General features: G+C 32.3%; 11 protein-coding genes. 6 read left to right on the forward strand and 5 right to left on the reverse strand.

Going from position 1 to position 12,994, the window contains the following annotated elements:
- Positions 1-270: 270 nt before the first annotated feature.
- From pcnB to sppA, 6 genes are all read left to right on the forward strand, one after another.
- Positions 271-1,572, forward strand: a complete 1,302-nt coding sequence (pcnB, locus tag GAPWK_RS11585; RefSeq protein WP_025316388.1) for a polynucleotide adenylyltransferase PcnB — start codon at positions 271-273, stop codon at positions 1,570-1,572.
- A 74-nt stretch (positions 1,573-1,646) separates the two neighbouring features.
- Complete coding sequence (lptD, locus tag GAPWK_RS11590; protein WP_025316389.1) at positions 1,647-4,004, forward strand: LPS assembly protein LptD; 2,358 nt, start codon at positions 1,647-1,649, stop codon at positions 4,002-4,004.
- An 85-nt stretch (positions 4,005-4,089) separates the two neighbouring features.
- Positions 4,090-5,403: a peptidylprolyl isomerase SurA gene (gene surA / locus GAPWK_RS11595; protein ID WP_025316390.1), complete on the forward strand. Its 1,314-nt coding sequence runs from the start codon at positions 4,090-4,092 to the stop codon at positions 5,401-5,403.
- Positions 5,396-6,193: a 16S rRNA (adenine(1518)-N(6)/adenine(1519)-N(6))-dimethyltransferase RsmA gene (gene rsmA, locus GAPWK_RS11600; RefSeq protein ID WP_025316391.1), complete on the forward strand. Its 798-nt coding sequence runs from the start codon at positions 5,396-5,398 to the stop codon at positions 6,191-6,193. The genes surA and rsmA overlap by 8 nt, the downstream gene beginning before the upstream one ends.
- Positions 6,194-6,196: 3 nt before the next feature.
- Positions 6,197-7,015: a bis(5'-nucleosyl)-tetraphosphatase (symmetrical) ApaH gene (gene apaH, locus GAPWK_RS11605; protein ID WP_025316392.1), complete on the forward strand. Its 819-nt coding sequence runs from the start codon at positions 6,197-6,199 to the stop codon at positions 7,013-7,015.
- Between the two features lie 27 nt (positions 7,016-7,042).
- Positions 7,043-8,875 (forward strand): signal peptide peptidase SppA, encoded by a 1,833-nt coding sequence (gene sppA, locus GAPWK_RS11610; protein ID WP_025316393.1) that lies wholly within the window; start codon positions 7,043-7,045, stop codon positions 8,873-8,875.
- A gap of 73 nt (positions 8,876-8,948) precedes the next feature.
- Here the strand turns inward: sppA and GAPWK_RS11615 are convergent, their stop codons facing one another.
- The 5 genes from GAPWK_RS11615 to moaC all read right to left on the reverse strand — a co-directional run bounded on the left by GAPWK_RS11615 (position 8,949) and on the right by moaC (position 12,883).
- A complete protein-coding gene (locus GAPWK_RS11615; protein ID WP_038517526.1) occupies positions 8,949-10,775 on the reverse strand; it encodes a sulfatase-like hydrolase/transferase in 1,827 nt (608 codons plus the stop codon).
- Positions 10,776-10,950: 175 nt separating this feature from the next.
- On the reverse strand, positions 10,951-11,649 hold the full coding sequence (locus GAPWK_RS11620) for a Bax inhibitor-1/YccA family protein (RefSeq protein WP_025316395.1): 699 nt from the start codon (positions 11,647-11,649) through the stop codon (positions 10,951-10,953).
- A 56-nt stretch (positions 11,650-11,705) separates the two neighbouring features.
- Positions 11,706-12,149 carry a molybdopterin synthase catalytic subunit MoaE gene (moaE, locus tag GAPWK_RS11625; protein WP_110287296.1) on the reverse strand — a complete coding sequence of 148 codons (444 nt, stop codon included), beginning with the start codon at positions 12,147-12,149 and terminating at the stop codon, positions 11,706-11,708.
- Positions 12,150-12,153: 4 nt separating this feature from the next.
- A complete protein-coding gene (gene moaD / locus GAPWK_RS11630; RefSeq protein WP_025316397.1) occupies positions 12,154-12,399 on the reverse strand; it encodes a molybdopterin synthase sulfur carrier subunit in 246 nt (81 codons plus the stop codon).
- Entirely contained in the window at positions 12,392-12,883 is a 492-nt protein-coding gene (gene moaC, locus GAPWK_RS11635) for a cyclic pyranopterin monophosphate synthase MoaC (RefSeq protein ID WP_025316398.1), read from the reverse strand. The genes moaD and moaC overlap by 8 nt, the downstream gene beginning before the upstream one ends.
- Positions 12,884-12,994: the final 111 nt, after the last annotated feature.

Raw genomic sequence — 12,994 nt, forward strand, 5'->3', positions numbered from 1 at the left:
TAAAATACATGTAAATAGATAATGTGCTTTTAAAGCAATATTGCTAATTGTACTATATAAAGTGCTATTATTGATAATTATGTTTAAAAATTTAAATAGAATATTAAACTAAAATCCTAAAGTATTTAATTTTACTATAGTTAACGTTGATAAATGAAGAAAAATGGAAAGTTATAAGTAATTGAGATATAATCGCGCGCAATATCACTTGAGTAAATACACTTTCAGAGGTGCGCTATTTTAAAACATGTCTCTCGCTTTTACCGTAAAATGTTTCACATTGAAGACCCAAAAGAATCTCGATATGTTTCCATTTCTCGCAATGAACACAATATTTCCCGTAAAAATATTAGTGAAAATGCGTTAAAAGTTCTTTATAGATTAAACAAACAAGGGTATGAAGCTTATTTAGTTGGTGGGTGTATTCGTGATCTTTTACTTGGTAAAACACCTAAAGATTTCGATATCGCAACCAATGCAACACCAGAACAAGTGCAAAAAACATTTCGCAATTGTCGTTTAGTTGGCAAAAGGTTTCGCCTTGCGCACATTATGTTTGGTAAAGAGATTATTGAAGTAGCAACCTTTCGTGGTGAACACAGCAACCAAGATGAACAAAACAATATCGCCAAACGTTCCCAATCGGGAATGTTACTGCGTGATAATGTATACGGAACAATTGAACAAGATGCCGTTCGTCGTGATTTCACAATGAACGCTTTTTATTATAGTATAAAAGATTTTACATTACGTGATTATTGTGGTGGCTTAAAAGATTTACAAAATGGAATCATTCGTTTAATTGGTGATCCAAAAGTTCGTTATCGAGAAGATCCAGTTAGGATGTTAAGAACGATTCGTTTTGCCGCTAAACTTGATATGCAAATTGAGCCATCAACCTCTGAACCAATTAAACATCTTGCACCTTTGTTAAAAAATATTCCGTCAGCAAGACTTTTTGATGAATCGCTAAAATTATTACAATCAGGCAATGGTTATAACACTTATTTATTATTAAGAAAATATCATCTTTTTGAGCAGCTATTTCCTGTCATTGAACGGCTATTTACTCAAAATAATAATAGCTATTTAGAAAAAATGATTGAGCAAGTTTTAAAAAATACTGATTACCGCATAACTAATAAGCAACGTGTTAATCCAGCATTTTTATTTGCTGCTTTTTTTTGGTATCCAATTATTGAACAGACACAATTAACTTGTGTTGAAAGTGGTTTATTATTTCATGATGCATTTTCAATGGCTATTAATGATGTGCTAAGTGAACAATGCCGAATTATTGCAATTCCTAAAAGATTGACAACAATAATGGGAGATATCTGGCGTTTACAATTACGAATGAAAAAACGTGAAGGCAAACGTGCATTTGCAATTTTGGAACATCCTAAATTCCGTGCAGCTTATGACTTATTAGAAATGCGTGCATCCATTGAAAAGGGTGAACTTTTAGTTCTAGCTAAATGGTGGGATGAATTTCAGCATACTTCTGTTGACAAAAGAATAGCAATGGTTAAACAATTGAGTAAAACAAATAAGCGCAGAGCCAAACATTAATTTTTCATTCGCACTTTTGTAAATAACCGTTATAATGCTTATCATATAATAATCATAACTACCTTTAATCATTGATGAAAAAATTAACGCCGTCATTTATTGCAATTACCGTTACCCTTTCATTGTCTAATAGCTGTTACGCTATAGGTCTACCTAAAGCTGAAAGCAATAATCCACAATGTCTTGCCAATGTTCCAAAATTTGATCGACCATTAGTTCAAGGCGATATTAACACATTGCCTATTAATGCCGAGGCGAATCAATTTGAAGCCATTTATCCAAATACAGCCATTTATCAAGGTGATGTTTCAATAGAACAAGGGAACCGGACAATACAAGCCAATAAAGTCACAATTGACTCAACTAATAAAAACAACCGTATGGCGATCTTACAAGGCAACATCAATTATCAAGACAATTTGATCAATATAAAAGGCAATAATGCATCAATGAATCTTAATAATAACGATACTCAAATTAGTCCAGGTGAGTATCACCTTGTCGATCGACTTGGTCGCGGTGATGCGGATGAGATGAAACTTGAAAAAAATCGATTGGTTATTTTAAAAAATGGCAGTTTTACCTCGTGTCCTGTTGATGACAGTACTTGGAGTATTAAAGGTTCAACAATTATTCACGATAATGAAGAACAATTACTTGAAGTATGGAATGCGGTATTTCGTATTGGTAAAGTACCTGTACTCTATTCTCCTTACTTACAATTACCCACTGGCAATAAGCGTCGCTCTGGTTTATTAATTCCTAATATGAGTTATAACAGTGTTAGTGGCATTGATTTTGCTTTACCTATTTATTGGAATATTGCACCTAATTATGATGCAACATTCACGCCAAGGGTATTGCAACGTCGAGGTATTCAATTGCAAACTGAATTCCGTTATTTAAATGAACTTGGTTTGGGTACGCTTGCATTCGATTGGTTACAACATGATGCCAAATATAGCGAAGATAGGGATAGATTATTAAACGGTAATAACTATGATGACAATCGCCATCGCTGGTTATTCTATTGGAAAAACGATGAATTAATCAATTACAATTGGCGTTTTACGGTTGATTCGACACGTGTAAGTGATAATCAATATTTAGCAGATTTAGATTCTAGATATGCATCCCAAACAGCAGGATATCTCACTCAGTTTTATAAACTGGGCTATAATGATCCAAACTGGGATATTACTTTGGGCTATAAACACTTTCAAGCATTTCAAGATGGTGTGAAAGATTCATTGTATCAAACTCAACCACAACTAAATATTAATTATTATAATTATGATTTTGGCCCGTTAAAATTTAAAACATTTTCCCAAGTATCTCATTTTATAAGCTCCGGAAAGAATAATCCTAAAGCATGGCGTACTCATATTGAACCATCAATTAATTATACTTTAACTAATTCTTGGACAATATTAACTACATCAGCCGGTATAATGGCAACCCATTATAGTCAAGATAATATCAAAAAAAGCATTGATAGGTATAAACAGTTAGATAAAAAAGTTAACCGCTTTATACCAAGATTTAGTATTGACGGTAAAATTATATTTGAACGTGACTTCAACTTCATTGATGGCTATACCCAGACATTAGAACCTCGCGTAAAATATATATATATTCCATACCGAAATCAATCTAATATAGGCACTTATGATTCCACATTATTACAATTTGATTATGTAGGTCTATTTAGAGATCACCCGTACAGCGGGTTAGATAGAATTGCTTCCGCTAATAATATAGCCACAGGAGTAACAACTCGTTTTTACGATAACAATAAAGTTGAAAAGTTTAATTTATCCATAGGACAGATTACTTACTTTGCTAAATCAAAAACCAGTGAACATAATACTGGATTAGATGAAAATTCGGATACTGGTAGTATCACTTGGGCTTCAGATAATTTTTGGCGGATCACTGATGATATGATTTTCAGAAGTGGTATACAGTATGATACTCGAATTGATACCGTATCTCTAGCTAATGCAATATTTGAGTATCGTCCATCAAGTGAAAAATTATTACAGCTATCTTATCGTTATGCTAATCATAATTATATCAATATGGTTGATTTAAATTCTTTATATAAGAATTATAAACAGGATATATCACAAGCTGGATTCGTTACGGCATGGCCATTGTCACAAACGATTAATACTGTTGGTTCATATTATTACGACGTTAACTTAGGGCAAACGGTCGATAGTTCAATAGGTTTACATTACAGTGATTGTTGCTGGGGAATGACCGTACAATATGGACGAAAGTTAACAGATTGGGACTCAATTACGCGAAGTAGTAAATACGAAAATAAACTCTCGGTTAATTTTGAATTACAAGGTTTAGGGCGTAACCGAGATGCGAAAGCAAAAATGTTAAACTTTGGTAAACTTCCATACACAACAACATTTTAATGAATATATTAATTTTACTTATGATAACTAATTAATTTAATACAGTAATATGTATACTGTAACAAACAATATGAGTAGCACAAATATGAAACTATCAAAACTATTGATTACTTTAAATTTAAGTTTAACTATAGGACTACTTACTCCATTATCAACAGTTGCCGCACCTAAGGTTATCGAACGAGTAGCTGCAGTAGTTAATAATAATGTCATTTTGGAAAGTGATATTAACAACATGTTAAAAACAATTAAAGCTAGTACAGATGCGAGCAATCTACCTAATGATAAAGTATTAAGAGAACAAATTCTGGATCGCTTAATTATTGAGAACTTAATTTTACAAAAAGCAGCAAAAGCCAAAATCACAATCAATGATGATGAAGTCACCAATGCTATCGCCAGAATTGCAGCGCAAAACGGTATGACGATTGATGAACTCAGAAGTAAACTTTCGATAATGGGTATTAGTTATAGCAATTATCGAGAACGAATTCATAATGATATGTTGATCGAACAAACCAGAATGAATGAAGTTAGACCTAGAATTAAAATTTCAGAAAAAGAAGTTGAAACTTTAACTAAAAATCTTTCTGAACAACCAGCCAACAATAAAGATGTGAAAATTAGTCATATTCTAATATCTGTACCAGAAAAAGCGTCTAAACAACAAATTGATACTGCAATTAACAAAGCAAATGATATTATAAATCGGGCACAAAAAGGTGAAAGTTTTGCAAAATTAGCAGCGACATATTCAAATGACGATTACGCTTTAAAAGGTGGTGATATGGGTTGGAATAAACTTAACGAACTACCAACTATTTTTGAAGAACGGCTTATTAGAGCACCGAAAGGCAGTATTATTGGTCCAATTCGTTCTGGCGTTGGATTACATATTTTGAAAGTCGATGATACTCGTACAGAAGCTCCTCAAAAATATACTATTGAAGAAATGAATGCTCGTCATATTTTAATTAAAACAAATGTATTGGTGACAGACCAAATAGCTAAACAAAAATTGAATGATATTCGCAAATCAATAACCAGTGGAGCAATAAGTTTTGAAGCAGCTGCAAAGGCTAATTCAGAAGATCCCGGCTCAGCCGAAAATGGAGGAAATTTAGGTTGGAGTCGCCCAGATGTCTATGACAGTGGATTTAGAAATGCTCTCGTTCAGTTAAAAAAAGGTGAGATCAGCCAACCTGTTAAATCATCTTTCGGTTGGCATTTGATTCAACTACTCGATACCAAACAAACTGATGGAACAAATGCAGTTAAACAAGATCGGGCTTACCGATTAATATTTAACCGTAAATTTAGTGAAGAAGCTCAAGTATGGATTCAAGAATTAAAAGGCGATGCCTATATTAATATTACAGGTGAAGATAAGCATGAATAATCGTGTACATCAGGGGCATTTTGCCCGTAAACGATTCGGACAAAACTTTTTACATGATGACTATATTATTGAAAGCATAGTTGCAGCTATACAACCTAAAGCAGATCAAGCTTTAGTAGAAATTGGTCCTGGACTTGCTGCATTAACTGTACCAGTAAGTAAATATGTTGACCATTTAACAGTTGTAGAAATTGATAGAGATTTAGCCAGTAGATTGATGGATAATTCTCTATTAAATAATAAATTAACTGTTATCGAACAAGATGCTCTGACATTTGACTTTAATGAGTTAAAGCAACAATTAGGTAAACCATTGAGAGTATTTGGTAACTTACCTTATAATATCTCTACACCGTTAATGTTCCATTTATTTGAATATGCCAATATCATTACTGATATGCACTTTATGTTACAAAAAGAAGTAGTAACTCGACTTGTCGCGGCACCTAATAGCAAAGATTATGGTAGATTAAGTGTGATGGCACAATATTTTTGCCAAATCATTCCAGTATTGGAAGTACCTCCAACATCATTTAAACCAGCACCAAAAGTTGACTCTGCGGTTGTAAAGTTGATTCCATATAAAGAAAAACCTTATCAAGTAAATGATGTCAAAATACTTTCTCGTGTAACAACTGAAGCATTTAATCAACGCCGAAAAACGATTCGTAATAGTTTAAGCAATATGTTTACAGTCGAACAATTAGTAGAACTCAATATTGATCCAAATTTACGTGCTGAAAATATAACCGTTCAACAATATTGCCAACTTGCAAATACATGGAAATAACATATGGCAAATTTACTCATTGGTGATATTCATGGTTGTTATGATGAATTTATGCGATTACTTGAAAAAGCAAAATTCACATCTTCAGATACTTTATGGTTAACAGGGGATCTTGTTGCCCGTGGACCTAAATCGTTAGATGTTTTACGATTTGTTAAGCAGCACAGTCAAAAAATTCGTATGGTTTTGGGGAATCATGATTTACATTTATTATCAATATATGCAGGTGTTACACTTGCTAAAAAGAAAGATAATTTAGACGAAATCATCAATGCTCCCGACTATGATGAACTTATGAACTGGTTACGTAAACAGCCATTAGTTCAAATTGATGAATCATTAAAATTGATCATGACTCATGCAGGCGTTTCACCACAATGGGATCTTGAATTACTAAAGAAATGTGCTCATGATTTGAACGTTATGTTATCTAGTGATTCATATCCCCTATTTTTAGATAAAATGTATGGTAACTTTCCTGATGAATGGTCATCAGAATTACAAGGATTAGATCGCTTACGTTATATTGCCAATGCACTAACACGGATGCGTTTTTGTTATGAAGATGGGCGGTTAGATTTTTATTTTAAAAAATCTCCTGAGCAAGCACCAATGAAACTTAAACCTTGGTTTTTATTGCCAAGTAAAATACCCGAACAATATAGTATAGCTTTTGGACATTGGGCTGCATTAAATGGTAAAGGTACGCCAGAAAATGTTTATGCCCTTGATACAGGATGTTGTTGGGGTGGAAAACTGACATGTTTACGATTTGAAGATAAAAAATATTTTAAAAAACGTAATATTGAAACGAAAAACTAAAGTTATTGTTAACAAGGACTAATTATTATGTCTGCATTATCTGTCATAAAATGTATTTGGAAAGTGATTAATGTAATAAGAGAAACACTTCTTAATTTGATATTCTTAGTAATTATTCTGCTTATCTTCGGTGGTATTGGCTTAATAAATGAAGCAAAAAAACAAGATATAGTTCCTCAATATGGTTCATTGGTTTTAGATCTTGAAGGTGTTATTGTCGATAACACGAATTACAGTGATGAAATCTATGCTCTACAAAGCAAAATTTATGGTAAAAAAATCAATACGTCTCGCGAAAATAGTTTGTTCGTATTAACTCAAAAAATTGCTCAAGCAACCAAAGATCCAAATATTAAAAGCATCGTTTTAAAGTTAGATAATTTTGTTGGTGCCGATATGAGCTCTTTACAATATGTGGGTAAGTATTTAACCAAATTTAAAGAAGCTAAAAAAACAATTTATGCTTTTGGCACAACTTTTAATCAAAGCCAATATTATTTAGCGAGTTATGCCAATAAAATCTATCTAACACCTCTTGGTTCAGTCAATGTATATGGATTAGCTGCTAACAATTTATACTATAAAACCCTACTTGATAATTTAAAAATTAATACGCATGTTTTTAGAGTAGGAACTTATAAATCTGCAATTGAGCCATTTATTCGTGATGACATGTCGGAAGATGCGAGAAATAATACAACTCGTTGGTTAACTCATATGTGGGATAATTACCTTAATGATATCTCAACACAACGAAAAAAAGCCAATTCACAATTAGTACCTGCGCCTGAAACAATGTTATCAGAATTAAGAACTGCTAATGGTAATATGGCTCAATATGCTTTATCTAATGGCTTAGTTGATGTTATTACTTCAAGTCATCAGTATGAATTGGAATTCGCTGATCAACATGAAATTAGCATTTACGACTATCAACTCAAATCAGAAAATAAACAGTTAATTGATGATAATCAGAACAGTACTCCACTTATCGCTGTTGTCTTTGTCAATGGTACTCTCAATAATAGTGAAAGTAGTAGTGATGTAGCAGGAAGCCAAGACATTGTTCAGCAACTTAAAGAAATTCGTAAGAACCTAGATAAAAATAATATACAAGCCGTAGTGTTACGAGTAAATAGCCCTGGGGGTAGTGTTGATGCATCTGAAGCGATTCGTAGTGAATTAGAAGCTTTACGTAGTTATCAAATTCCTGTAGTTGTTTCTATGGGAGGAATGGCTGCATCAGGTGGATATTGGATCTCTACTCAATCAGATTATATTGTTGCAAGTCCAAACACAATTACAGGCTCTATTGGTATCTTTGGTATTATTCCAACATTTGAAAATTCTTTATCTCATGTTGGTGTTTATAGTGATGGAGTAAGTACATCACCATTGGCAGGCAATAATTTAGCTAAAAACTTGCCTGAAGAAACTAACCAATTAATTCAAATGAACATCAATAATGGTTATCAAACATTTATTTCCCTAGTAGCAAAAGCGCGAAAAATGACTACAGAACAAGTAGATAAAATCGGACAAGGTCAAGTCTGGTTAGGATCAGAAGCAGAAAAAATAGGACTCGTTGATAAATTAGGTGATTTTGATGATGCCGTTGAAATAGCTGCAACATTAGCAGATTTAACTGATTATAAAATTGACTGGCCAAAACCTGAAGTAAATTGGTTTAATGCATTATATTCAGATATGATAGCTATGTTACCTCAATCAACAGCGGAGATATTCTTTGAACATCTTCCCGAAGCAAAACAGTTAAAACAACATATGTCTTTATGGAATAACTTTAACGACACTCAAAATCGTTATATTTATTGCTTAAATTGTGCTGATATTCGTTAATTCATAATATAATCCGCCATATTCATGGCGGATAGAATTTTTAGTTTATTGCTATATTATTCCAGTCTAACTATTAATCACTTTTTCTTTGATTGAAAAAATAACTCATATTTTTCATTGCATCTTGAATATATTGGTAATTTGGCGATTCATTAGCCTCACGATTATGTAGATCCATATAACGACTAATACCAATTCTATTAACAAAATAGATATTATCTGGCGTTCTAACTGCATAAGAACTGTAGTTAGACATTAATAACCAGTTACGATCAGTTATGGGTTTAAATAAGTCGTATCCTGTAGAATAATCTCTTATATCATTTTCTACATATAAATAATTTTTCATTAGAGATGGAACAACATCTTCATGGTTAGTTAATTTATTACTGTTATTTATCAAATTACTTAATTCTGTCGCGCCAACAATAATAAAAGGTACTTTAGTTTGTGCATCAGTATAATTACCATTATGCCCCCAAAAACCTAGTTTATTATCATTCATTTCTTGACTATGATCACCCGTTATTATTAACAATGTATCATTTAAAGAGCCTGATTTAATAAGTTCATCATAGATATTTTGTAATAAATAATCATCGTAATAGACACTTTGTTTATAGCGATTAAAAATTGGTAAAGGGTCCGTATCATTGTTCAATGTCATATAGTTAAGATCTCCAATAGGTTTGAACTTAACTGAAAACCCATCTGGGAAATCATATGCATGAGGCGCATCATAAAACAAAAAAGAAAACGTAGGTCTTGAAATATCTCGAGATTTATACCATGATAACCAATCGTCAGTGATTTGTTTATCTCTTTTAGAGGCTGAGCCATCTTTACTACTGATTCTTAAATTTTCAATAGTAACAAACGCAGTTCGATCAAATTCAGGTGCAGTAACTTTAGCTGAAGTAAAGACGCCAATATTATAATTTTCTTTCTGTAAAGTTGTAATAAATAGAGACGGAATACTAGCACGTAAAAATGAATCCCAGTAAGTACCCGGAATACCATAAAAAAGTCCAAAAATACCTGTGCGAGTTGCATTACCTGTCGAATAATGATTATTAAAGATCACACCATTATTATTCTTTACAAAATGAAAAGTATTTGGGGAGATTTCATTACTAAAAGTATCATATCGCCATGAATCTAAAACAATAAACATTATGTTTTTAAGTTTTTTATTTTCTGGGTTAATTACTAGCCGATTTTTAGGATAATCAATAGTTGCATTGATATAATCCTTATCATAAACGACTTTTCGCTCTCCTTGCTTATCAAAAAAACTCATTATTTTTTTAGAAGTAAATGGACGATAGAGTGGAATATACTCTTTTACTACCATTATGGGAGAATAAGCATAATAAAAAGCAACCATATGTCCAAACTGGCTGATAAATAAAGAAGCAGCCAATAACAGTGTGGATAATAAAATTATCTTCGATTTTCTATGTGGTTTTGATACTTGGAAATCAATAAGATAGATAATAAGATATTCAGTGCAAAATGAAGCCACCATAAGTAATAGCATTAACAGATATGTTGTTGCAGAAAAATCGACAACTTGACCAGATAATACCATTGATAAAACAGATTCATTAATGTGAAATCGATATTGTTGGAAAACAATTGTATCAACATATAATGTTATTTGAATAAAACTGAACAAAATAGCAAGAATAGCATAACATAAATATTTTCTTAACCATAGTGTTGGTATAGAAAGTAAAAAAAGTAATATATATAATGAAAAAAAATGTCCAAGAACAGCAAACGCTGAAAATGTGCTACCAAGCCAAGAAAACGATACATCAGGAACCAGAAAGAAACGTACTGCAATAAAAGATGAAATAAGAATATTTATTAAAATAAAACAGTATAATTTTTTCATAGTATTCACTATTAGGTAATCCATTCACTTAACATCAAAAGAATCTTACAGTATTTTATACTGAAACGTAGGGCTTTCCTGAAACTTTTTAACAAAGTTAGCATTATCTAGATAAATACTAATAAAATATTAACAAAAAGGGCTCTAATTGAGCCCTTTTTCTAGATTCAAACAATTATCGTCGATCGGCAAAAATTCTTAATAACATAATAAATAAATTGATAAAATCAAGATAAAGTTGTAATGCGCCTATAATAACAAAACGTCTGAATATATTCTGATCATCTTGAGGTAAACCGTCACCTAATTCTTTCAATTTTTGTGTATCGTAGGCAGTTAATCCGGCAAAAACAAATACACCAATATAGGTAACAGCCCACATCAATGGATCGCTATTCGCAAACATATTCACTAATGACGCAATAACTAATCCAATTAAACCCATAAATAAGAAACGACCGAAGCCAGACAAATCTCTCTTTGTAGTATAACCGTAAAAAGCCAAAGCTCCAAACATACCTGCGGTAATAAAAAATACACTTGCTATTGACGATGAAGTATAAATTTTAAAATAGATTGAAAAGGTACAACCATTTAAAACCGAATAAAGCATAAATAATGTCGTTGCGGCAGCACCAGAAAGACGATTAATCATACCAGAAATAACGAAAACTAATGCCAGTTCCGCTATTAATAATACCCACATACCTTTAGATAATAACTCTATCAGCGCCATATTACTTGATGCAAACCAAGCGACTAAAGCAGTTAGTAATAAACCAACAGTCATCCAGCCATACACATGACTCATATATGTTTGTACACGACTACCAGCTTGTTCATTAATCAAACCATTAGACGAAAAACTTGCCATTCCTTACCTCTCATAAAAATACCACACAATCTAATGTATTATATCCTATATAAGGATTAATTCCATTTTTTCAATGCATCTATGTCAGTTTTTTTTGCTTCAACCCACTTATCACTGTTAATGGTTCGTTCTTTCTTCCATAATGGTGCCTCATTTTTTAAAATATCCATTATAAATTCGGCTGCTGCAAATGAATCTGCACGATGAGCACTACTTACGCCAACAAATACGATCTGCTCATTAACATTGATTTCCCCAATTCGGTGAATAACCGCAACTCGACTTAATTGCCATCTTTTTCGAGCATGAGCAATTATATTAGCTAATACTTTCTCTGTCATTCCTGCATAATGTTCTAAATAAAGGCTTAGTGTCTGTTCACCAGAGCAACGAACTTTACCCATAAAAGTGACAATAGCACCATCTTGAGGTAATACTGAAAGCCAATTAATTAACTGATTGTTATCAATTGACTCTTCATTTACTTTAATAATATCCATAATTTTAACCACCTGTTACAGGAGGGAAAAAGGCAATTTCATCACCAGCTTGAATAATATAATTAGAATCAACCAATACTTGGTTCACGGCACATAAAATAACTCTTTCTTTGAATGCTAAAGCCCACCTATCGCCACGTTTACTGAGCTGTTCGAGCAATTCCAAAATAGAAACTTGATTAGCATCTAAGATAATACTATCAGTTTCAACTAACTCTCTAATTTGAGCAAAAAATATAATTTTATTCATTTATTTCTTTGGCAATAAAGTCTCCTGACTTACCACCACTCTTAGTTAATAATCTTACTTGTGTAATAACCATATCCTTTTGCACAGCCTTACACATATCATAAATAGTTAAAGCAGCAACTGAAGCCGCTACCATAGCCTCCATTTCAACACCTGTCTGCCCATTTAATTGACAGTTAGCTTGAATTCGAATACAACTTTTTATGCGATCAGCTTCAATGTTAATTTCAATTTTACTGAGCAAAAGCGGATGGCATAGAGGTATAATATCCCAAGTTTTTTTTGCAGCTTGAATACCAGCAATTCTTGCTGTCGCAAAAACATCACCTTTATGATGTTTACCTTCGATAATCATATCAAGTGTTTTAGTATTCATTAAAACTAATGATTCAGCACTTGCTTGTCGCATTGTTAGTTGTTTGTTTGAAACATCGACCATATGAGCATCACCACGCTGATTAATATGCGAAAATGACTCGGGCATATTTGATTCCTCAAAAAATTTACTACTCTTTAGAATATAGCCAAGAAAGCAATTTTTTACAAGTAGTTACCCATCTGATTTAATTAATCATTATCAAAACATACAAAAAAA

It is taken from the genome of Gilliamella apicola, assembly GCF_000599985.1.
In the GTDB taxonomy this organism is placed as follows: Bacteria; Pseudomonadota; Gammaproteobacteria; order Enterobacterales; family Orbaceae; genus Gilliamella; species Gilliamella apicola.